Consider the following 21,762-nt stretch of genomic DNA (forward strand, 5'->3'; position numbering starts at 1 on the left):
CGCACCCGTCGGGTTGCAGGAGTGTTCGGGGTTTACGAGGAAACTTTATGGCCGGCGGACATCTTGCCGGTAAACGAACAGCTTTATGTCGGTCCCGGGCACGAACCAATCGCGTTCGGGCTCGCGCTCGAAACCGGTTTTGGCGTAGAGCGCGTTGGCGCTTTCCCACGTGGCGCCCGTGGTGAGGGAAACGGCTTTGATGCCTTCCATGGACCGTGCCTGATCAACAACTGCTTGGACAAGTGCCCGTCCCGCTCCGGAGCGCTGCACTTCGGGGTCAACCACCAAAGTGCGCATTTCGAGTTCGTCCGGGAACCCGATGTCCGAAAAGTCGCCGCCTGCCTTTGCCGAGGTGACAGAGCCGATAACGTGGCCGTCGCGCTCGGCGACGAAAACATCCGCGTGCCGGGCACGGCCTGCCACATCGCGGAGCTTCTGCAGATACGGGTGGTCCGGGCTGCCGTAGTAGCCGGCTGTCACGTAGGAGGCCATCGTGATGCGGGCTACGGCGTCGTAGTCTTCTGGCAGGGCGGGACGGACGGTAATCTGCGAATGCACTGATCCATGGTAGTCGCGTCCGAGGTGCCACGGGTGCCAAAGCGGCGTTTCCGTGACGGAACTATCACCCCGCTGGTTTCGATTTCGGTTGCGGCGCCCTGCCCCCGACGCTCCTGCAGATATGCACCCCCAACCCCCCCGACGCTCTCTCAGATACATGTGAAGGAGCGTTCGGGGAATACCCCACATAAGTGAAGGAGCGTTCGGGGAATACCCAGCAAAAGTGAAGGAGCGTTCGGGGAATACCCCACATAAGTCAGCGAGCGTCGAGGGAAAGCTCGCCGGGACTCGGGGCTAGAGCGGGAACTTGCCCGAGAGTTCCAAGGTCCCCGCGCAAGTCCAGGCTTCCAAGCGGTCGGCGTCCGTGGGTCCGCCGTCCAGCGGGCTGGTCAACCGGGGGCGGCGGACCCAGCAACCGGCTTCCTCGGCAATCAGGGCGCCGGCTGCGTAGTCGTGCTCGTTGAGCCCGCGTTCTCCGAAGGCGTCGTGGGTTCCATCGGCCACGAGGCAGAGATCCAGCGCGGCGGAGCCCAGCCGGCGGAGATCGGCGAAACCTTCCATGAGGGTCCCGAGTCCGGCGAACTGCTCAGCCCTCGTGACGGGATCGTAGCTGAACCCGGAGGCCACAATCAGCCCGGTCCGTCCCAGTAACGGCCCGCTCAGCGGGGTGCGTTGGCCGCGTTCCTCGAGCCACGATCCGTGGCCGCGTGCGGCCGAGTAAATGCGTCCCAGTGCCGGGGCGTTGACTACCCCGGCCAGCCAAACGCCGTCGGCATCCGCGACGGCCACGGACGTGGCGTAGTAGACGATGTTCCGGATGAAGTTGGTGGTGCCGTCCAGGGGGTCGATTGACCATCGGTAGCCACTGGGCTGCTCGGGCCGGGTGGTGCCGTGCTCTTCGCCCGTGATGGCGTCGCGCGGGCGGGCTGCGGTTATGGCGTCCCGCACTGCGTTCTCTGCTGCGACGTCGAAGGCGGTCACCCAGTCGCCGGCGTCCCCCTTGTTGACGACGCCGAGACTCCCCGCCGAGTTGCCGCCGGCCGGCCGGCCGGCAAGAACGTTTGCACCGGCCTCAGCTGCTGCGCGGGCTACGGCGAGAAGCTCCAAAACGTCGGCTGTCATTCGGAAGCTTCCGTGTCCGACGCGGACGCCATTTCGGCTACGGCGGCATTTTCCATCGCGGCAAGGGCTGAATCTTCTGCGTCTTCATCATCGGTCTCCCCGCCGCCGGCAGGTTCCAGCACGCCGTCGAGCAATGCCCTGAAGCCGTCCTCGTCCAGTACACGGATGCCGAGCTGTTCGGCCTTGTCCAGCTTGGAGCCGGCGTTCTCCCCGGCAACCACGTAGCTTGTGTTCTTGGATACCGAACCGGCGGCCTTGCCGCCCCTGATGATGATGGCTTCCTTGGCTTCGTCGCGGCTCAGAGTGGGCAGCGATCCCGTCACGACGATGGTGAGGCCTTCCAGGTTCCGCTGGATGCCGGCGTCGCGTTCGTCAACCATGCGAACCCCGGCGGCTGCCCAGCTGTCAACGATTTCCTGGTGCCAGTCCACGGCAAACCATTCCTTGAGTGCAGCGGCGATGGTGGGGCCGACACCGTCAACGTTGGCCAGCTCTTCTTCTGACGCCGCCCGGATGGCTTCCATGCTCCCAAAGGCCGTAGCCAGCGCCCGCGAAGCCGTGGGACCCACGTGCCGGATGGACAGGGCAACCAGGACGCGCCAGAGGGGTTGGGTCTTGGCTTTCTCGAGTTCCTTGAACAGCTTGTCCGTAGTGGCCGTGGGTTTTGAGGGGGTCTTCGCGGTGGCCTTGGAGTAGAAATACGGCACCAATTCGAAGGTTCCCGTGCCCACGCCCTTGGAGCGCTTCTCACGGTGGATGCGTACCTCGGCGAGGTCCTCCGCCTTGAGGCTGAACAAGGCCGCCTCGCTAAGGAGGGGCGGGGTTTCCGGCTCCGCGGGCTGAGTGAGCGCGATGGCTGCTTCCCACCCCAAGGCCTCGATGTCGAAGGCGCCGCGGCTCGCCACGTGGAAGACACGCTCGCGCAGCTGGGACGGGCACGACTTGGCGTTGGGGCAGCGGATGTCCACGTCGCCTTCTTTGGACGGAGCCAAGGGCGTGTGGCAGGACGGGCATTCGGTCGGCATCACGAACTCGCGCACGGGAGGATCCTGCTGATCGCGCAGCGCAAGGACCGGACCGACAATCTCAGGAATAACATCGCCGGCCTTGCGAAGCACCACGATGTCGCCGATCATGACTCCCTTGGCCTTGACCACATCCTGGTTGTGCAGGGTGGCCATCTCGACTGTGGAGCCGGCAACCTTGACCGGTACCATCACCCCGTAGGGCGTCACGCGGCCAGTGCGGCCAACGTTGACCTGGATGTCCAGCAGCTTGGTGTGGACTTCCTCCGGCGGATATTTGTAGGCCACGGCCCAGCGAGGCACGCGGGAGGTGTAGCCGAGGGCACGCTGCGTGGCGAAGTCGTCGATCTTGACCACGATGCCGTCGATCTCGTGCAGGAGGTCGTGACGATGTTCACCGAAGTGCTTGATGAAGTCCAAGACCTCCTCGAGGGAGTCCAGGACCTTCAGGTACGGGCTGACCGGCAGGCCCCACTTCTCCAGCAGCTTGTACGTTTCGGACTGGCTGGTGGAGTCGAGGCCTTCGCGCGCGCCGATGCCGTGGACGAACATCCGCAACGGACGCTTGGCTGTTTCCGCGGGGTCCTTCTGCCGCAACGAACCGGCCGCGGCATTGCGGGGGTTGGCCAGCGGCGCCTTTCCGGCCTCGATCAGGGCCGCGTTGAACTCCGCGAAAGCCTTGGACGGAATAAAGACTTCACCGCGGATTTCCACCTCGGAGGGATATCCGCTGCCGCTGAGCTGGCGCGGGATCTCCTTGATGGTCAGCACGTTGTGGGTGATGTCCTCGCCGGCGGTGCCGTCTCCGCGGGTGGCGGCACGAACCAGTTTGCCGTCGCGGTAGAGCAGGTTCACTGCCAGGCCGTCGATCTTCAGCTCGGTCAGCCACGCAATGCGGGAAGCCGTTGTGCCCAGCTTCTCGACCGACGCCTCGGCCTTGCGGACCCACGCTTCGAGCTCGTCCAGCGAGAAGACATCCTCCAGGCTGTACATCCTCTGGAGGTGCTCGACGGCGGCGAACGCGGCCGACACTTCGCCGCCCACTTCCTGCGTGGGGGAATCGTTTGAGACGAGCTCGGGGTGCAGTGCCTCGAGTTCCTCAAGGCGGCGGTACAGGGAGTCGAACTCGGCATCCGAGACCGACGGCGCGTCTTCCTGGTAATACGCGTAGCGGTACTTGCGGACGAGATCTGCCAGGTTTTCGTACTCTTCCCGCACGGATTCGGCCGGAACTGCGGTTTCGCTCTCTGCTGTGCTCACGTACCTATCTTGCCGCAAAGCCTCGACAAAATAGGGCCCCCGGACGGGAAGCAGGGATCACAAGCAGGAATCAATGTGTGGAGAACCGGTTCCGGCTCCACAGAGCGAATGCTATGCCGCCTGCCGCCACCAAAACCACGCCGCCCATGATGGCAATGACGCCGAACATGTCCGAACCCGGCCCCTTGTCGCCACTGACCGCAGCTGCCTGGGTGGCCTTGAGTCCCTCCTGGATAGGAGTATCCCAATTGGACGACGCCGACGGCGAGGCGCTGCTCGTCGTCGGGCTTGCAGATGTGGTCGCCGGGCTGGCAGCCGTTGGAGCCTCCGTCGGCGCGACGCCGGGTTCCGGTTCGACGGTCACCTGCGTCATGGGAGCCGGCGCGGGTGCGGGTTCGGCGGGTGCGGGTACCACCGGAGCGGGCGGCGCCGGCGCAGGTTGAACGGGGGCAGGCGTTTCCGACTTGGCAGGCGCGGGCTTGGGCTCAATGAGTATCGGTGCAGGGCCGGGAGTCGCGGTCGGTGACTGCGAAGCTTGTCCCTGGCCGGGAGCCACGGCGGTCTCGGCGTGGGCCGAAAGCAATGGGAAAGCGCACATCACCATAGCCATGGCAATGCCCGCGAGGACAACGGAAAACGGGCGTCGCACAGCGGCACGGGTCGCGCCGCCAGAGTGCGCGGAGGAGCGTTGGGTCATGTTTACCTCTGCAGGACGGCGCAGGCCGCCCGGAGTTGGGGTGGTATTGACGGGAATCTTCCTACAAAGTCCGGGCGTGTCGCAAATTCCGCCCCCAAAAGCGTTGCCCGCATGAGCGATTACCTGCACCTCCGGCGTCGTTCTACGTGATCCTGGCGTCCACCACGATCGCGGTGACGTTGTCCCGTCCGCCGCTGCGCAACGCCTCCTGGATGAGGGCATCCACCGCCTCCTGCGGCTTCTCCACGGTGCTCAGGATCCGGAACATATGGTCGTCGCCTAGCTCCCCGGTGAGTCCGTCCGAGCAGATCAGTATCCGGTCCCCTTCCTGGACGGGCAGCAACCAAAAGTCCGCTTCGTTTTCGCCGCCGGTGCCGAGGGCCCGGGTCACCACATGGCGGCGCGGATGCACAGTGGCCTCTTCACGCGTGATGCTGCCTGCGTCGACGAGTTCCTGGACTTCCGAATGGTCCACGCTGATCTGCCTGAAATCACCTCGGCTCAGGCGATACGTCCGCGAGTCGCCGATGTTCATGACTAGCCAATAAAGGACGCCCATTTGCTCTGCGACGACGACTCCGGACAGCGTGGTTCCGGCCCGCCCACCCGTGGCATTCCGGATCTGGGAGTCGGCGGCGAGGATACATTCTTGCAGGGCGACGGCCGTCGCTGATCGGACGCCCGCCGCCAATTGCGGCATGCTGCCAAGAGTACGCACGCACAATGCGCTGGCAATCTCGCCTGCCTCATGCCCGCCCATGCCGTCAGCCACCGCGAAGACCGGATCAACCGCAATGAGCGAATCTTCGTTGAGTTCCCGACTGAGTCCACGGTCCGTCCCGTAGCCATAGCTCAGTGTGAATCCTGGCTCAGGGGCGGTCGCTGCGGACTGTGAATTCATTCTTGTCCTCGGTGGAAGGCACGGCTAGCAAAGTGGGCTCTAGGGTGGCGGAGACGACTATGCCACGATCCGAGAGTTAACTCCAAGGACGGTATCCGCAGGATCAGTCGAGAACCAGGCCTTTGCCAAGCCCGCGTGCAAGCCGGACGGGGAGGATTTCCCCGAAGCCGCGAACGTTTTCAGCGGTCTGGGGAACCAGGACGAATCGTTCGTCCTGGCCCAGGGCGGCCGCCGTCATCTCATCAACCAAGACCGTGCCCGGTTCCGCCAACGCGGTGAGGCGGGCTGCCAGGTTGACGGTAGGGCCGTAGATGTCGCCGAGCCTGGAAAGGATGCGTCCCCAGACCATGGCCACGCGGGCTTCCGGCAGGATTTCGTCTTCGGTGAAGGCTTGGGCGAGCGCCAAGGAGATTTCAGCGCCTGCGGTGGGCGTCTCGGCAATGTAGAGGACCTCGTCGCCGACCGTCTTCACGAGGCGTCCGCCGCCGATGGAAATAATCTCCGCGCACTTGTTCTCGAAGCGCTGGACCAACTGGGCCAGGGTCTTCTCGTTCATACGGCGGGAGAGGCTCGTGTAGGAGACCAGGTCGGCAAAGCCCACGGCGCGCGCCAGCGGCAACGGGGCATCGTCTTCATCGCCCTCGCGGCCCGCCTCGCTGGCCTGCAAGCCGGCTTCGGCGCGGACGGCCAAGCGCTGCACGCCGGCGTTCATCTGGCGGCGCCACGAGTAAAGGAGGATCTCCTCCATGGCATCCACGAGGTTGGGCAGTTCATTGACCAACTGTTTGCGTGCAACAGCGTCGGGAATGCCTTGCTGCATCACCATGTCTTCGATCAGTGCCTCGACTTGCCACACCACCATGCGGTCAGTCATCTGGCCGATGGCACGGGTCACGGAAATTGCGGCTTCCTCGGTAAGCTTTCCGGCACGGACAAGGTCAAGAATGGTGGACAGGGCGCCGAGGTCGCGCTCAGTGAACGCCACGTCCTGGTCTCCGAAGTTGGGGAAACCCAGGGCGCGCCACAGTTTGCGGGCGGACAGCAGGGAGACACCTGCGCCGGCAGCCACTTCGCGTCGCCGGAGTTTGCGTTCGCCGCCCAGGAGCCTGCTTTCAAGCGCCTTGATGGCCAGCCGCTCGGATGACAGGGCACCGGTGGGCGGGGACACGACGGGGAGGATCCCCGTAGGTGCGGGGTCCACGGAAGGTTCGGGCACGACGTCGGGCTCGTGGTCCATGTACTCAGGCTCCTGCTCGTCAACGCTCATCTCTTCCACCTTCTCTCACATCCCAGGGCAACGCTTCATTCGGGTAGGCGCCAGGCCCATCAAAATCGCCGGCTCCGTCACCGAACCTGACCCTCGCAGGAAGCTCGGCCATGGCTTCCAGGATGAAACTCCTGAATTTGCCGACCTCCGGGACATCCGCGAGGACGGCGTCACCGGGGTGCCCGGTATCCAAGGATATATTCCCGGAGCGCAATATCCGTTGGAGCAGCGATTGTTTGATCCCCACGCTGCGCACCGCGGCCAGGGGCACCTGCCAGTCGCCCCTGCGAAGCATTCCAAAACGGGCAACTATCCGTCCGCTGGTGAGGATGTACCGAATGCCACGCCAGCGGATGAATGCGGGGAGGCTATAACCAAGCAGCACGATCGCCACGATGGCCAGGCACGCGCCCAGCAGCCATTGGGTCCAGTCACTCGTGATGAGGGGAAGCACCTTGCCCGGTCCACCCTTGACTATCCAGGCACACGCGAACGCCGCCGCAGCCGGGACGAGTATGAATGCCAGGACGGGACCAAAGAGCATCCTTGGCTGCTGCCGCGTGATCACGATGACTTGCTCCCCACGCAGGAGCTCTCTACGCATAACCGCTTTCTGTAGCCCTTAGGTGGACGACGTCGCCAGCGGTCACCACGTGCTCGCGGCCGCCATGGTCCACCACCAAAAGGGAACCATACTCATCCAACCTGGACGCATGCCCCACCAATTCGTGGTCGCCGGGCAGATGAGCTTTCACTTCGCGTCCCAAAGTGACCATGACAGCTTCCACTCGCTTGTGCAGGGACGAGCCGCCGGCCAATCCCGCGGTGGGGTCGCCGTCGGCATTGCAGAAACTGCGGTAGAGCGCTGCGAACCGTGACAAATAGTTCTGGAGGATCACGGTGCGGTCCGTGGTCGTTGCGCCCTCGAGCAGGAGGGACGTGGCCGTTGGGACAGGCAATTCATCCTCGCCGAGCGTCACGTTGAGGCCGGTCCCCAGGATCACAGCGGGAACCGATCCGTCCCCCATCGGCCCCATCTGGGCCAGGATGCCGGCGATCTTCTTGCCCCGGACGAGGACATCGTTGGGCCATTTGATCTCAGCGGGAAGGCCAGCCGTTTCCAGGAGCGTCTCCCGCAAGGCGAGCGCCCCCAGCAGGGAGAGCCAGGAGTAGCTCTGGGTCGCGACGGGCAGGCCTTGGGCATTGACGGGACGCAGGACGATCGAAACGGAAATCGCCGAGCGGGCCGGAGACTCCCAGTGGCGGTCGAGCCTGCCCCGCCCCGCTGTCTGATGCTCTGCGGTGAGGACTGCGAGGTCGCCCCACTCCTTGGGTTCAGTGGTGACGGCTCGCAGCAGATCGGCGTTGGTGGAGCCTGTGGTCTCGACAATCTTCAGTTGCGAAATACCAGCCGCCGCGAGGAAGTCAGGATGAAGCAGGGCATCGCGGTCCAGGCCCAAGCGCGGGTCACGTGGTTCGCTGCTTGCAGGCTGTTCGACGTCCATAGACAGAATCCTATCCAGCCAAGCTGATCCCGGAAGAAGATGTCCGCTCAGAGGAAGATGTCAGCCACGAGCTTCTCCTCCGGGGCACCCAGGCTGTAGGGCGTGAAGTCCGTGACCCCTGCGGCCCTCAGCACCTGTTCGTCGGTGTAGAAGTTTCCGGTTTTGCTGGTTGAACCGGCCGAGTCTGCGGTCAGGTGCGCCCCCGTGAGGACAGCGTGGGCCGCGTCGGCCATGATTTCCGAGCCTCGGGCGGCTTGCACGATCTGTTCCCCGCCAGGCATGTTTCGGATGGCGGCGGTGTCAATCAGCGTGCAGGGCCACAGCGAGTTGACCGCCACGCCGTCGTTCTTGAGTTCTTCGGCGAGACCCAGCGTGGTGAGGCTCATGCCGTACTTCGCCATGGTGTACGCCAAGTGCATGCCGGCCCACTTCGGGTCGAGGTTCAGCGGCGGGGAAAGGGTCAGGATGTGGGCGTTGGTCGATTTCCGCAGGGCGGGCAATGCGAGCTTGGACAACAGGAACGTGCCGCGGACGTTGATGTCCTGCATGAGGTCGTAGCGCTTCATGTCAATCGCGTCAGTGCGGGAAAGGTCAATCGCCGAAGCGTTGTTGACCACGACGTCGATCCCGCCGAAGCGCTCGACGGCGGCGGCAACCGCCGCGGCAACGTCGCCGTCGTTGCGGACATCCCCGACGAGCGGCAGCGCCTGTCCACCGGCTGCTTCCAGCTGCTCGGCAGCCGTGAAGACCGTGCCCTCCAGCTTGGGGTGTGGTTCTCCGGTCTTGGCCATGAGAACGATGTTGGCGCCGTCGCGGGCCGCGCGGGTGGCGATTGCCAAGCCGATGCCTCGGCTGCCGCCGGACATCAGGATGGTGCGGCCCCTCAGTGATCCACGTGCCTGGTAGGGAAAGGCACGGTTTGCAGAAGCGTCGTTGCTTGAGGTCATGAGGACACTGTAGCCCACCTATGTTACCCATGAGTAACATCGCTTGATGCTCGACTTGAAGTCGGAAAATTGTAGGGTTTCTACAGCGGTCTGTGGCTTTTGCGTCATTAGACTAGCCAACAGGGCCCGCACTTTGTACGGATGCTACTTAAGAGCGCATGCCTAACGAAGCAGTGCCAGCGCAAATCAGCTACAGAGCCGGAGACATTTGATGAGCCACGATCTGACAACGACAGCGGGAAAGATTGCCGACTTCCGCGACCGCCAGGCCCGTGCAGAACAACCATCCGGCCCCGAAGCCATTGAGAAGCAGCATGCCCGCGGCAAGAACACAGCCCGGGAACGCATCGACATGCTCCTCGACGAGGGCTCGTTCGTAGAGTTCGATGCGTTGGCCGTACACCGCTCCACAGCTTTCGGCATGGAGAAGAAGAAGCCATTGGGTGACGGCGTCGTCTCCGGCTACGGCACCGTTGATGGCCGCCTGGTCGCCATCTACAGCCAGGAGTTCAGCGTCTACGGCGGCTCCCTCAGCCAGGTCAACGGTGAGAAGATCGTCAAGGTCCAGGAATTCGCCCTCCGCAATGGCTGCCCGATGGTGGGCATCAACGACGGCGGCGGCGCGCGCATCCAGGAAGGCGTAGCCTCGCTGGCCATGTTCGCCGACATCTTCCGGAACAACGTCCACTCCTCCGGCGTCGTCCCCCAGATTTCCCTCATCATGGGCCCGTGCGCCGGCGGTGCGGCCTACTCCCCCGCCCTCACCGACTACGTGGTGATGGTGGACAAGACATCGCACATGTTCATCACGGGCCCGGACGTCATCAAGACCGTCACCGGCGAAGACGTTGACATGGAAACCCTCGGCGGCGCCCGCCAGCACAACGCCACCACCGGCACCGCGACGTACCTTGCCAACGACGAAGCCGACGCGATCGAATTCGTCCGCGAACTCCTGGATTTCCTGCCGTCCAACAACCTTTCCGAGGCGCCCGTCCTGGAGCACGAGCAAGAACTAGAGCTCGACGACGACGACCTCGCCTTGGACACGCTCATCCCGGACTCGGCCAACCAGCCCTACGACATGCGCAAGGTCATCGAGCAGATCGTGGATGACGCCCACTTCCTCGAAATGCAGTCGCTTTACGCCCCCAACGTGATCATCGGCTACGGCCGCGTTGAAGGCCACACTGTTGGCATCGTCGCCAACCAGCCCATGCAGTTCGCCGGCACGCTGGACATCTCCGCCTCGGAAAAAGCCGCCCGCTTTGTCCGCCACTGCGATGCCTTCAACGTTCCCATCATCACGTTGGTGGACGTCCCCGGCTTCCTGCCCGGCAAGGACCAGGAATTCCAGGGCATCATCCGCCGCGGAGCCAAGCTGCTTTACGCCTACGCCGAAGCCACCGTGCCCAAGCTGACGGTCATCACCCGCAAGGCCTACGGCGGAGCGTACATCGTGATGGGTTCCAAGAAGCTCGGCGCCGACCTCAACTTGGCCTGGCCCACGGCACAGATCGGCGTCATGGGCGCCCAAGGTGCCGTCAACATCCTGTACCGCCGCGATCTTGCCGCCGTCGCCGAAGCCGGCGGCGACGTCGAAGGCAAGCGTGCCGAGATCATCCGCCAGTACGAGGAAGAACTCCTCAACCCCTACCAGGCAGCCGAACTGGGTTACGTCGACGCCGTCATTGTGCCATCGGAGACCCGCCTGCAAATCATCAAGGGCCTCCGCGCACTTCGCGACAAGCGCGCCAGCCTGCCCACCAAAAAGCACGGAAACATCCCCCTGTGAGCGCCGAACAGAACCTTCCAGACCCCATGGACACGGCAACGGCCGAGCCCATGCTTTCGGTAGTCAAGGGAAACCCGACGCCGGAAGAGCTCGCGGCGCTTGCCGCCGTCGTCGCCTCCCTGGAAGCGCCGCAGGAAGCCGAAACCGCACCGCGCAGCACGCGCCACTGGCTGCGGCGGCAGCAACTGCGCATGGAACCCACGCCGGGGCCGGGCGCCTGGAAACGCAGCCGGGGTTAAGTTCTGTGGTGACCCAACTGGATCGCATTTAATGTCGTTTTGAAGGCTCAAAGCGACATTAAATGCCAGCCAGTTGGGTTGGCCGAAGAGTGCAATAACCCTTTCATAAGGGGCCGGGGCACAGTTAGGCTCTTGGGGTGACTACTGAAAACACCACTCCGGTACGTTCCCAGACCGCCATCGACGCCGTAGCTGACGCGTACACCGACACGCTTCTGGCATTGAACCCGAGCCTCGCCACCACCCTCGGCCTGCCCGGACACGAAACCGAATACCAGGATTTCTCGCCCGCGGGCGCGGCTGCATTCGCCAAGGCAGCACGCGACACCCTCGACGAACTGGGCACGCTCGAACCCACGGACGCCTCCGACGTCGTTACCCTTGACGCGATGCGCGAGCGGCTCGGCCTGGCGCTCGAGATCCACGAGACCGGTTGGGACGCCGCGGAGCTGAACAACATCGAGTCCCCGGCCCAAACCATCCGTGCGATCTTCGACCTCATGCCCACGGACACCGCCCAACACTGGGAGCACATCGCGGGCCGTGTGGCCAACGTCCCGGAAGCGATCGACGGATACATGGCGTCACTTCGTTCCGCGAGGGACGCCGGGAAGGTCTCCGCTGTCCGCCAAGTCAAGATCGTCGTCGAACAAACCGGGAAGTACGCGGCCGAGGACGGCTTCTTCGCCAAGCTTGCCGCCGAAGCCGCCATCGACGGCCAGCCGCTGCCCGCAGAACTGCAGGAACAGCTCGACGCCGGTGCGGCCGTCGCGCGTTCCGCGTACGCGCGCCTGGCAGCCTTCCTCGAAGCGGAGCTTCTCCCCTTTGCTCCCGAAAAGGACGCCGTGGGCCGCGAGCGCTACGCACTTGCCTCACGTTCCTTCCTCGGCGCAACCGTGGACTTGGAGGAAACATACAACTGGGGCGTGGAGGAACTCGACAGGCTCATCTCCGAACAGGAACGAGTGGCCGAGCAAATCAAGCCCGGCGCTTCCATCGAGGAGGCCAAGGCCATCCTCGACAACGATGCAGCCCGGCAGATCAAGGGCACTGATGCCCTCAAGGCCTGGATGCAGGAGCTCTCCGACCGCGCGGTGTCCGAACTGGCCGATGTCCACTTCGACATCCCGGACATCATGAAGACGCTCGAGTGCCGCTTCGCGCCCACCGACGAAGGTGGCATCTACTACACCGGCCCCTCGGACGATTTCTCCCGGCCCGGCCGCATGTGGTGGTCCGTCCCCGCTGGCGAAGACACCTTCACCACCTGGGCCGAAACCACCACGGTCTTCCACGAGGGGGTGCCGGGCCACCACCTCCAGGTGGCCACCGCCGTCTACCGCCGTGAGCTCCTCAACAACTGGCGGCGCAATGTCTGCTGGGTCTCCGGACACGGCGAAGGCTGGGCCCTCTACGCCGAGAAGCTCATGCTGGAGCTCGGCTATCTCAAGGATCCGGGCGACCACATGGGCATGCTTGACATGCAGCGCATGCGTGCGGCCCGCGTCGTGTTCGACATCGGCGTCCACCTTGAGCTGCAAGTACCGGAACGTTGGGGCAGCGGCACGTGGACCTCGGAAAAAGGCTTCGAATTCCTCAAGGCCAACCTTCCCATCAGCGCGGGCCAGCTCCAGTTCGAATTCACCCGGTACCTCGGTTGGCCGGGGCAGGCTCCGTCGTACAAGGTGGGGCAGCGGCTGTGGGAGGAGATCCGGGCCGAACTCGAACGCCGCGACGGGTTCGACCTGAAGTCCTTCCACACGGATGCGCTGAACATCGGTTCTGTTGGTCTGGATAGTCTTCGCCGGGCGCTGCTGGGCTAATCCGCGGCCCGCTGGCGCCACGGCCTGACGGCTGCTCATCATCGCGCGGACGAATCCCCGGGGAACACCCTGGGGGTTTGTCCTTTTAACGATGAGAATTAACGGTGAGAAGTGGTGAATTCTGGATAGGCTCTGTCCATGCTGATAGTCACCTCAAACAAGATTCCGGGCCACAGGATCGACGCCGTTTTTGGCGAAGTCATGGGCCTCACCGTCCGCTCAAGGGACATCGGCTCCCAGATGATGGCCGGGTTCCGCTCCCTCGGCGGCGGCGAGCTGCCCGAAATGACCAAGGCCCTGTATGAAAGCCGCCAGGAAGTCATGGCCCGCATGGTCAGCGAGGCGCAGCAGCGTGGTGCCAATGCGATCGTGGCCATGCGCTTCGACACGTCCGAGATGGGCGGTAACTGGACTGAAGTGTGCGCATATGGAACCGCGGTCTTCACCATCCCCCTGGCCGAAGGCGAGCCCGGCGCTACCGGTCAGTCGATCTACCTGACCAGTGCCGCAGGTCAGCAATCAGCACAACAGCCCGCGACGCCGGGAGCAGCGCCGGGACAAACGGCACCGCCGGCGCCCGGACAGTTCCCCGCTCCACACTCTCCTCAGCAACCTTTCCAGCAGTAAGGCAGTCAGCAACGGCCGGCAACGCATGAGCGTTGCCGGCCGTTTGGTTTTGATGGGCCAAAGATTTAACTTGCCCTGAGTGCAAAGTTGCACTTAGTGTAAATAAGTGACAACTTCCGAAACTATCGCCATCCCCTCGCGCCGGGAACAGAACAAAGTGGCCACCCGCCAGGCGATCGCGGACGCAGCCCTCGCCGTGTTGCGCAGCAGGGGCGTTGGCAATTTCACGGTGGAAGACATCGCGGAAGCGGCCGGCGTATCCCGGCGTACTTTCTTCAACTACTTCCCCAGCCTCGAAGCCGCTTTGGCGTCGGTGACTGAAGGTTTCCTGGATCATGCCCTGGAACAATTCCGCCTCCGCCCTTCCGACGAACCCATCCTCGATTCCGCCCGGGCCGCCCTCATGGCGCTGGCTGACCCCATGACGGTCTCCCCCATGGCCGAGCTCTTCAGTCTCACCCACGACAACCGCGCCTTGGTACGTTCCGAACTCGAAGCCTGGGACCACTGCACCACGCAGATCATCGACGCCGCCCGCCGTCGCCTCGGCCCGGATGTCAACGAGCTCTATTTGCGGGCCCTGGCCGGATCCATCATTTCGTGCGGCAAGGCAGCCATGAGCGTTTGGTTCGAGCAATGCGGCCCGGATCTTTCCCCCGAATCCCTGGCGAGCCTGCGGCAGCACTTGATCGATGCCATCGGCCTGCTCGGTTCAGGCTTCACCGCACCGGCCCCCCAAGGCCCGGCGTCCCACGGCTTGGTCTCCCAGGGCTCTGCCTCCCGCGCCACTCAGCCCTCGGCTGACCCCCAACACTCGGCATAACCACACACCGACAGATCGGTTCCGATATGGCACTCCTGCTCTACCGCCTTGGCAAGTTCTCCTACCGTCACCGTTGGCTGGTGATATCCCTCTGGCTAGCCGTGCTCGTCGCCGTCGGCGGCTCCGCAGCTGCCTTCCACGGCACCATGTCCAACAACTTCCAGATCCCCGGCACGGAGACCCAGCAGATGCTGGACAAACTCAAGAAGGAACTTCCGGCCTCCTCGGGTGGTTCCGCGGGGATCGTCTTCGAAGCCGGCGACGCCGGATTCAACCAAGCCGGCAAGGACGCCATTGCGTCGGCCCTCGCCAAGCTGGAAAAACTGCCGGATGTGCAGTCCACTGTCAATCCCTTCACAACTCAAGCCACCTTGGACAAGGCACCGTCCGATCTTGCTGCCGGCGAACAGAAAGCCGCCGCCGGGCAGGCTGAGTTGGACAAGGCGCGGGCCACCCTCGATGCCGGGGATGCCCAGATCAAGGCCGCAGAGCAGCAAATGACCGCTGCGGGTATGCCTGCCGCACAGATCCAGGCCCAACTTGCCCCGCAGAAGGCCGAGCTGCTGGCCGGGCGCCAAAAGCTTGAAGCAGGCCAGAAACAAGCCGCCGATGGTGCCGCCGCCCTTGCCCTGGCCAAGCGCCAGGTCGCCGCGTCCCAAGGAATGCGATTCGTCTCCGCAGACGGCAAGGCGGCGATCGCCCAGGTCCAGTTCAAGACCTCCATTAACAGCTTGACCCCCGCCGTCCGGCAGCAAGTCCAGGACATCGTCCACGGAGTCTCGTCAGCAGGTGTCACAGCACTGGCAAGCAAGGAAATCACCGAGGACGTCTCACAGTTGTTCGGTGTCTCGGAAATCATCGGCATCGCAGTGGCGGCCATCGCCCTGATCGTGATGCTTGGGACGCTTGTCGCCGCAGGCTTGCCCCTCCTCATGGCGATCATTGGCGTGGCCGTGGGCGTCGGGGGAACGTTTGCCCTTACCGGCGTCATCGACATGAGCTCCATTTCCCCGATGCTCGCGCTCATGCTGGGCCTCGCCGTCGGGATTGACTACTCCCTCTTCATCGTCAACCGCCACCGCGGGCAATTGCTTTCCGGGATGGACGCTGAAGAATCAGTGGCACTTGCCACGGGCACCTCAGGCAACGCCGTCCTTTTTGCCGGCCTCACTGTGGTCATCGCCCTTGCCGCATTGGTGGTTCCGGGGCTTCCGTTCCTCGCCGTCATGGGCCTGTCTGCCGCCGCGACCGTGGCAGTCGCCGTCGTCGTCTCCCTCACGCTGACCCCGGCAGTCCTCTCGCTGGTAGGCCGGAAGCTGATCTCCAAGCGGGCCTGGGCCAAAGCCAAGCGCCACAACGCCGAACCGGACCACGCCTCGGCAGATCGCGCCGAGGACCAGCGCCGGAGCAGCCGCGGTTGGGGCGGCCTCGTGACCCGCCACCCGGTGGCCTCGCTACTTGCCGGAGTGGTGCTGCTCGGGGTGCTGGCCCTCCCGGCCTCCCAGTTGCGCCTCGCATTGCCCGACGGCGGTTCGGAACCGGTCGATTCGCAAGCGTTCAAGGCCTATGACCTCACCCGGCAGAGCTTCGGCGAGGGCATGACCGGACCCATCGTGGTTGTCGGCACGTTCCCGTCAGGACTCAGCGACGACCAAGCGAAGACCAAGCAGTTCGACGTAGCGGACAAACTGCGCAGCGTCGACAATGTCGTGGCGGCCGTGCCGGTAGCCCTCAGCCAAGATCACCGTACCGCCGTTTTCCAAGTCATCCCCAAGGACGGGCCCGCCAGTGCAAGTACCGTTCAGGTGGTCTCGGAACTGCGCGCCAAGGGTTCCGAAATCCAGCAGGCTACCGGCGCCACGATTGGATTGACGGGGCAGACAGCCGGCAACATCGACGTCTCCGCGAAGCTCGGCGCCGCGTTGCCCCCGTACTTGGCGATCGTCGTCGGGCTCTCGCTGATCCTGCTCCTGCTGGTGTTCCGTTCCATCGTGGTCCCGCTCCTCGCCACGGGAGGCTTCCTGCTCTCGCTCGCGGCAGCGTTCGGCGCCGTGGTGGCCGTGTACCAGTGGGGTTGGCTAGGCACCGTATTCGACGTCCCCAACCCCGGAGCCGTGCTCAGCTTTCTACCGATCATCCTGATTGGTGTGCTGTTCGGCTTGGCCATGGACTACCAGGTGTTCATCACGTCCGGCATGCGCGAATCGTTCATGCACGGCGAAAACGCGAAGCAAGCCGTCCGGAGCGGCTTCAGCCATGCCGCCGCCGTTGTCACGGCCGCCGCCATCATCATGGTCAGCGTGTTTGCCGGCTTCATCTTCAGCCACCTGACCATGGTCCGGCCGCTCGGTTTCGCCATGGCGTTCGGCGTGCTCGTGGATGCATTCGTTGTGCGCATGACCATCGTTCCGGCCGTGATGTACCTGTTGGGCGAGAAAGCCTGGTGGCTGCCGCGGTGGCTGTCAAGGATCCTGCCCGACGTCGACGTTGAAGGCGCCAAGCTGCAGCGCACGACGGCGGCAGGCGGCGCCAAGGAGCTGGTCCACTAAGCGTTAGGTTGGGTTCCTAGCCGCCCAGGGCGGGCGTCGGTTCTGTGTTCAGAAGCGACGCCCGCTCACCTTTTACCCATTTTCCCCAAACGCCCGCTCACCTTTAGCGGCCGCTTCTATTCGGCGACCGTTTCTGAACCGCCCCGGGTCCAAAGCTCCGTGATTCCAACATTCGCTTGGCCGAGCAGATCCCGGAGGGTGGAGATGGAGAGCCCGACGACGGCGTGCGGGTCGCCGTCGACCTTGCGGATGAAGGCTCCGCCCAAGCCGTCGATCGTGAACGAACCGGCGCAGTGCAGGGGTTCGCCCGTCGCGATATAGGCGTCGATGTCCTTCTCGCTCATTTCCGCGAAGTGGACCTCCGCGCTGGAGACGGCGCCAAGTGTGGCGCCGGTGCCGTCTGCCGTCTCGTCGTCGTCGACGTCCGCCGCGGTTTCGCGGCAGTCCACCAGCCAGTGCCCGGTGTGGAGGATGCCCTTGGAACCACTCATGCGCAGCATCCGTTCCTTGGCAACGTCCACTGTGTACGGCTTCCCGTGCGATTCGCCGTCGAACTCGAAGACGGAATCGCAGCCGATCACCAAGGCCCCCTCGGCGTCGGGCAGGGACGCGACTGCTTCGGCCTTGGCTCGGGCCAGAAGGAGGGCAGTGTCGTGTGGGTCCGTCACGCCATACCGAGCTTGGACCGCGTCCTCGTCCACGTCCGAGACGAGCACCTCGTGGTGGATGCCGGCCTCTTTGAGGAGCTTGGTGCGGGCGGGGGACTGGGAAGCCAGGATCAATCGGGTCACGGCTCAAGCGTAGTACGCGCCGCCGACCCCAGACGCTCGCTCATTTTTGCAGTCAACTAGAGGTGAGGGAGCGTTTCGTAAAGACACACCAAAGGTGAGGGAGGGTTTGGAAGAAGCAGTCCGGTCCCCGGCCCCGCGGCCGGATTCCTCACTTTGTAGCAACCCTACAAAGACAGGCCCTCTCACACACGGAATCCCCCATCAATATGGGCGGAACCCTCAAAATCACGCTAGGCTCCCTGAAGGACAGAAGGAGTCAACTTGTCAGCTAATCCGGCGCAGCCCATTTCCAGCCCTTTCACCAAGGTCTTGATTGCCAACCGAGGCGAAATCGCGGTCCGCATTATCCGCGCAGCCCGGGACGAAGGCATCGCCTCCGTGGCCGTCTACGCAGACCCCGATCGCGACGCCCTGCACGTCCGGCTTGCAGATGAGGCGTACGCGCTGGGCGGCAACACGGCTGCTGAGTCGTACCTCGTGATGGACAAGTTGATCGAGGTCGCCAAGCAGTCCGGTGCGGACGCCATCCACCCCGGCTATGGCTTCCTCGCTGAAAACGCCGAGTTCGCCACCAAGGTCATCGACGCCGGCATCACCTGGATCGGCCCGTCCCCGGAGGCCATCTCTGCGCTCGGCGACAAGGTGCAGGCACGCCACATCGCCGAGAAGGTCGGGGCTCCCTTGGTCCCCGGTACTGCCGACCCGGTGGAATCCGCGGACGAGATCCTGGCCTTCGCCAAGGAGTTCGGCCTTCCGATCGCCATCAAGGCTGCCTACGGTGGTGGCGGCCGCGGGATCAAGGTTGCCCGGACCATCGAGGAAATCCCTGAACTTTTCGAGTCCGCAGTGCGCGAGGCGGTTGCCGCCTTCGGCCGCGGCGAGTGCTTCATTGAACGCTTCCTTGACTCCCCGCGCCACGTCGAGACCCAGTGCCTGGCCGACGCCTACGGAAACGTTGTGGTGGTCTCCACCCGCGACTGCTCCCTCCAGCGCCGCAACCAGAAACTCGTGGAAGAGGCTCCGGCGCCGTTCCTGAGCGACGAGCAGAACGAGCGCCTGTACGAGTCCTCCAAGGCCATCCTGAAGGAAGCCGGCTATCTGGGCGCAGGAACCTGCGAATTCCTGGTGGGCCAGGACGGCATCATCTCGTTCCTCGAAGTCAACACCCGCCTTCAGGTGGAGCACTGTGTTTCCGAGGAAGTCACGGGCATCGACTTGGTTCGTGAGCAGTTCCGCATCGCCCGCGGCGAAAAGCTCGGCTATGGCGATCCTGTGGTCCGCGGCCACTCCTTTGAATTCCGCATCACCGGCGAAGACCCGGGCCGTAACTTCATGCCTGCACCGGGAACCATTAGCACCCTTAAGAACCCGACGGGTCCGGGCGTCCGCATCGACTCCGGCGTCGAGCAGGGCGACGTCATCAGCGGAAACTTCGATTCCATGCTGTCAAAGCTGATCGTCACAGGCGCCAGCCGCGAACAAGCCCTCCAGCGTTCCCGCCGAGCCCTTGAGGAAATGGTGGTTGAAGGCATCCCCACGGTCATTCCCTTCGACCTCGCTGTGGTAACCGATCCTGCGTTCGCTCCGGCCGAAGGCCCGTTCAAGGTGCACACGCGCTGGATCGAGACCGAGTTCGTCAACGACATCCCCGCGTGGACGCCCACTGGAGGCGGAACAGAAGCCGCCGACGCCGGTGAGCGCCAGCGCGTCGTCGTCGAGGTTGGCGGCAAACGGCTGGAAGTTGTCCTTCCGGCGACGCTGGGCTCCGTCTCGTCGGTTGCCAGCACGGGCGCCAAGGGCGCGAAGATCAAGAAGCGTTCCCGTTCTGCGGGAGCCACAGCCGCTGTGGCGGGCGGCAACGCCCTTACCTCGCCGATGCAGGGAACGATCGTCAAGGTGGCAGTGGCAGCTGGCGACGTGGTTGCCGAAGGCGATCTGATCGTGGTTCTCGAAGCCATGAAGATGGAGCAGCCCCTTACCGCCCACAAGGCCGGTACCATCCACGGGTTGGTGGCCAAGGCAGGCGAAACCGTCTCCGCAGGCGCCGTCATCGCGACGATCGAAGACTAGCAACGGCTTAAATGGCTCCGGTCCCGCACCATTGGTGCGGGACCGGAGCCATTTAACGCGAGTCTGTTAATTCAGGATCATGCCACGTTGTTCTCGTAGTCCGTGTCCTTGGTTTCCTTGGACAGGAACAAGGCCACGAGCGTCAGCACTGCCATGGCACTGAGGTAGACGCCCACCAGGAACGTGCTGCCCTTGGCCGATTCCCAAAGCCAAACTGCGATGAACGGGGCCACTGCTGCGCCGAGGATGCTGGACACGTTGTAGCTGACTGCGGATCCGGTGTAGCGGACGTTGGTGGGGAACAGTTCGGGGAGCAGCGCGCCCATTGGGCCGAAGGTGAGGCCCATCAGCGTGAATCCGATGATCAGCAACCCCATGGTCCCCACGAAGCCGCCGCTGAACAAGGGCACGAACAGCAACCCGAACACCAGGATGCCGGCCGTCACGGCGAGGAGCATCTTGCGGCGGCCGTACTTTTCGGCCAGCGGTCCGGCCACCAGGGTGAAAATGCCGAAGAAGACGACGCCGGCAATCAGCATCCAGAGGAAATCGTTCCGGCTGAAACCCAAGCCCGGGACGAACGCCGCGACGGCCGCATCGGTCATGGGCTTTCCGGCCTTCACCGCAGTGGCTTGGGCGCCCGCCAGAGTGGGCTTGGTGCCGTAGGTCAGCGTGAACGTGGTCATCAGGTAGAACAGGACATACGTCGCCAGCATGATGAAGGTACCGAGGATCAGCGGACGCCAGCTCTTCTTGAACACACGTCCGATGGGCAGCTTGGCCACTTCGTTCGACTCCAGCACCTTGGTGAATGCGGGAGTTTCAATGAGCTTGAGGCGCACGTAGAGGCCGAGGATTACCATGACGGCGCTGAGCAGGAACGGCACGCGCCAGCCCCAGGCGGCGAAGGCCTCCGGCGTCAATGTGTAGCTGAAGACCAGGAAGATGATGTTTGCCAGGATGAAGCCGATCGGCGCACCCATCTGCGGAAATGTTCCGTAGATGGCGCGTTTGTTGGCCGGCGCGTTCTCGGTTGCGAGCAACGCGGCACCACTCCACTCACCGCCGAGGGCCAGGCCCTGGGCGAAGCGCAGGACTACCAGCAACGTGGGGGCCAGGAAGGTCCAGCCCGGGACTTGGGCGGTGGGGAGGCAACCGATCAGGAACGTGGCGATACCCATGGTCAGGAGGGACGCAACCAGGGTTCCCTTGCGACCGAACTTGTCACCGAAGTGGCCGAAAATTATGGAGCCAAGTGGCCGCGCGACGAAGGCGACACCGAACACCGCGAAGGAGCTCAGCAGCTGGGTGGTCTCGTCAGCCGTCGGGAAGAACAGTTTGGGAAAGACGAGCACGGCGGCCGTGGCATAGACATAGAAATCGTAGAACTCGATGGACGTTCCGATGAGGCTGGCGAAGATCACCCGTCCCCGCGAGTTGGCCGGCTTGACTGACTCGCTTTCCTTGGATTCAGCGATGGAAGACATGTAGGGGTTGCTTTCGTTAACGCCGGCCCGGCGTTCCTGAGCCTGCCGGCAAAGATTATCTGAGAGTTCAACAATAGTTCCCGGTATCCAACAAATGGACAATCAAGTCCAATATGCGGACATTTTGGAAAGTCTCACTCTGTGGTCTACGCCACAACAACCTCACCGCCATCTCACGCAGTGGTGACCCCCTCCGATAGGCAAATGTCACAGCACGTTTACAAACCGCGACGGTCCGCGAAACGAGCCGTCCCTAACGTGGAAGTACAACGTCCC

At 63.8% G+C, this 21,762-nt stretch carries 18 protein-coding genes; 7 read left to right on the plus strand and 11 right to left on the minus strand.

All coding sequences use genetic code 11. The features are described from left to right. Positions 1-45: 45 nt before the first annotated feature. From OOZ51_RS18265 to OOZ51_RS18305, 9 genes are all read right to left on the minus strand, one after another. The gene (locus OOZ51_RS18265; protein ID WP_265981189.1) at positions 46-558 is read right to left on the minus strand and encodes a GNAT family N-acetyltransferase; all 513 of its coding nucleotides are present in this window, start codon (positions 556-558) and stop codon (positions 46-48) included. A 294-nt stretch (positions 559-852) separates the two neighbouring features. Next, on the minus strand, positions 853-1,680 hold the full coding sequence (locus OOZ51_RS18270) for an inositol monophosphatase family protein (RefSeq protein WP_265981190.1): 828 nt from the start codon (positions 1,678-1,680) through the stop codon (positions 853-855). Further along, on the minus strand, positions 1,677-3,983 hold the full coding sequence (gene ligA, locus OOZ51_RS18275; protein WP_265981191.1) for an NAD-dependent DNA ligase LigA: 2,307 nt from the start codon (positions 3,981-3,983) through the stop codon (positions 1,677-1,679). Before ligA ends, OOZ51_RS18270 begins: the two co-directional genes overlap by 4 nt. A 52-nt stretch (positions 3,984-4,035) precedes the next feature. Further along, entirely contained in the window at positions 4,036-4,662 is a 627-nt protein-coding gene (locus OOZ51_RS18280) for a hypothetical protein (protein WP_265981192.1), read from the minus strand. A 142-nt stretch (positions 4,663-4,804) separates the two neighbouring features. After that, positions 4,805-5,563, minus strand: a complete 759-nt coding sequence (locus OOZ51_RS18285; protein WP_416346408.1) for a PP2C family protein-serine/threonine phosphatase — start codon at positions 5,561-5,563, stop codon at positions 4,805-4,807. Positions 5,564-5,666: 103 nt separating this feature from the next. Continuing rightward, the gene (locus OOZ51_RS18290; protein WP_265981193.1) at positions 5,667-6,830 is read right to left on the minus strand and encodes an adenylate/guanylate cyclase domain-containing protein; all 1,164 of its coding nucleotides are present in this window, start codon (positions 6,828-6,830) and stop codon (positions 5,667-5,669) included. Further along, positions 6,820-7,434: a PH domain-containing protein gene (locus tag OOZ51_RS18295; protein WP_265981194.1), complete on the minus strand. Its 615-nt coding sequence runs from the start codon at positions 7,432-7,434 to the stop codon at positions 6,820-6,822. Before OOZ51_RS18295 ends, OOZ51_RS18290 begins: the two co-directional genes overlap by 11 nt. Continuing rightward, complete coding sequence (locus tag OOZ51_RS18300; protein WP_265981195.1) at positions 7,427-8,335, minus strand: biotin--[acetyl-CoA-carboxylase] ligase; 909 nt, start codon at positions 8,333-8,335, stop codon at positions 7,427-7,429. Before OOZ51_RS18300 ends, OOZ51_RS18295 begins: the two co-directional genes overlap by 8 nt. Before the next feature lie 47 nt (positions 8,336-8,382). Beyond that, positions 8,383-9,282: an SDR family oxidoreductase gene (locus OOZ51_RS18305; protein ID WP_265981196.1), complete on the minus strand. Its 900-nt coding sequence runs from the start codon at positions 9,280-9,282 to the stop codon at positions 8,383-8,385. A 211-nt stretch (positions 9,283-9,493) separates the two neighbouring features. Here OOZ51_RS18305 and OOZ51_RS18310 point away from each other — a divergent pair, with 211 nt between their 5' ends. From OOZ51_RS18310 to OOZ51_RS18335, 6 genes are all read left to right on the plus strand, one after another. Then, positions 9,494-11,077 (plus strand): acyl-CoA carboxylase subunit beta, encoded by a 1,584-nt coding sequence (locus tag OOZ51_RS18310; protein ID WP_265981197.1) that lies wholly within the window; start codon positions 9,494-9,496, stop codon positions 11,075-11,077. Between the two features lie 26 nt (positions 11,078-11,103). After that, positions 11,104-11,316 (plus strand): acyl-CoA carboxylase epsilon subunit, encoded by a 213-nt coding sequence (locus OOZ51_RS18315; RefSeq protein WP_265981218.1) that lies wholly within the window; start codon positions 11,104-11,106, stop codon positions 11,314-11,316. A 137-nt stretch (positions 11,317-11,453) separates the two neighbouring features. Beyond that, complete coding sequence (locus tag OOZ51_RS18320; RefSeq protein ID WP_265981198.1) at positions 11,454-13,139, plus strand: DUF885 domain-containing protein; 1,686 nt, start codon at positions 11,454-11,456, stop codon at positions 13,137-13,139. Positions 13,140-13,277: 138 nt separating this feature from the next. After that, on the plus strand, positions 13,278-13,766 hold the full coding sequence (locus OOZ51_RS18325; RefSeq protein ID WP_265981199.1) for a YbjQ family protein: 489 nt from the start codon (positions 13,278-13,280) through the stop codon (positions 13,764-13,766). Between the two features lie 106 nt (positions 13,767-13,872). Further along, positions 13,873-14,589: a TetR family transcriptional regulator gene (locus tag OOZ51_RS18330; protein ID WP_265981200.1), complete on the plus strand. Its 717-nt coding sequence runs from the start codon at positions 13,873-13,875 to the stop codon at positions 14,587-14,589. A gap of 26 nt (positions 14,590-14,615) precedes the next feature. Beyond that, a complete protein-coding gene (locus OOZ51_RS18335; RefSeq protein WP_265981201.1) occupies positions 14,616-17,138 on the plus strand; it encodes an MMPL family transporter in 2,523 nt (840 codons plus the stop codon). A gap of 116 nt (positions 17,139-17,254) precedes the next feature. Here OOZ51_RS18335 and OOZ51_RS18340 read toward each other — a convergent pair whose 3' ends face one another. Then, a complete protein-coding gene (locus OOZ51_RS18340; RefSeq protein WP_265981202.1) occupies positions 17,255-17,929 on the minus strand; it encodes a Maf family protein in 675 nt (224 codons plus the stop codon). A 261-nt stretch (positions 17,930-18,190) separates the two neighbouring features. Between OOZ51_RS18340 and OOZ51_RS18345 the strand changes: the two genes are divergently transcribed. Further along, on the plus strand, positions 18,191-19,999 hold the full coding sequence (locus tag OOZ51_RS18345) for an acetyl/propionyl/methylcrotonyl-CoA carboxylase subunit alpha (protein WP_265981203.1): 1,809 nt from the start codon (positions 18,191-18,193) through the stop codon (positions 19,997-19,999). Between the two features lie 77 nt (positions 20,000-20,076). Here the strand turns inward: OOZ51_RS18345 and OOZ51_RS18350 are convergent, their stop codons facing one another. Next, positions 20,077-21,486, minus strand: a complete 1,410-nt coding sequence (locus tag OOZ51_RS18350) for an MFS transporter (protein WP_265981204.1) — start codon at positions 21,484-21,486, stop codon at positions 20,077-20,079. Between the last annotated feature and the right edge of the window lie 276 nt (positions 21,487-21,762).

This window comes from Arthrobacter rhizophilus, assembly GCF_026241105.1.
Lineage (GTDB): Bacteria > Actinomycetota > Actinomycetes > Actinomycetales > Micrococcaceae > Arthrobacter.

Excerpts from the sequence above, each read along its gene's own strand:
- OOZ51_RS18295 (WP_265981194.1), bottom strand. The coding sequence starts at position 7,434 with ATGCGTAGAGAGCTCCTGCGTGGGGAGCAAGTCATCGTGATCACGCGG.
- OOZ51_RS18325 (WP_265981199.1), top strand. The coding sequence starts at position 13,278 with ATGCTGATAGTCACCTCAAACAAGATTCCGGGCCACAGGATCGACGCC.
- OOZ51_RS18335 (WP_265981201.1), top strand. The coding sequence starts at position 14,616 with ATGGCACTCCTGCTCTACCGCCTTGGCAAGTTCTCCTACCGTCACCGT.
- OOZ51_RS18310 (WP_265981197.1), top strand. The coding sequence starts at position 9,494 with ATGAGCCACGATCTGACAACGACAGCGGGAAAGATTGCCGACTTCCGC.
- OOZ51_RS18285 (WP_416346408.1), bottom strand. The coding sequence starts at position 5,563 with ATGAATTCACAGTCCGCAGCGACCGCCCCTGAGCCAGGATTCACACTG.
- OOZ51_RS18270 (WP_265981190.1), bottom strand. The coding sequence starts at position 1,680 with ATGACAGCCGACGTTTTGGAGCTTCTCGCCGTAGCCCGCGCAGCAGCT.
- OOZ51_RS18305 (WP_265981196.1), bottom strand. The coding sequence starts at position 9,282 with ATGACCTCAAGCAACGACGCTTCTGCAAACCGTGCCTTTCCCTACCAG.
- OOZ51_RS18290 (WP_265981193.1), bottom strand. The coding sequence starts at position 6,830 with ATGAGCGTTGACGAGCAGGAGCCTGAGTACATGGACCACGAGCCCGAC.
- OOZ51_RS18280 (WP_265981192.1), bottom strand. The coding sequence starts at position 4,662 with ATGACCCAACGCTCCTCCGCGCACTCTGGCGGCGCGACCCGTGCCGCT.
- OOZ51_RS18350 (WP_265981204.1), bottom strand. The coding sequence starts at position 21,486 with ATGTCTTCCATCGCTGAATCCAAGGAAAGCGAGTCAGTCAAGCCGGCC.
- OOZ51_RS18300 (WP_265981195.1), bottom strand. The coding sequence starts at position 8,335 with ATGGACGTCGAACAGCCTGCAAGCAGCGAACCACGTGACCCGCGCTTG.
- OOZ51_RS18315 (WP_265981218.1), top strand. The coding sequence starts at position 11,104 with ATGGACACGGCAACGGCCGAGCCCATGCTTTCGGTAGTCAAGGGAAAC.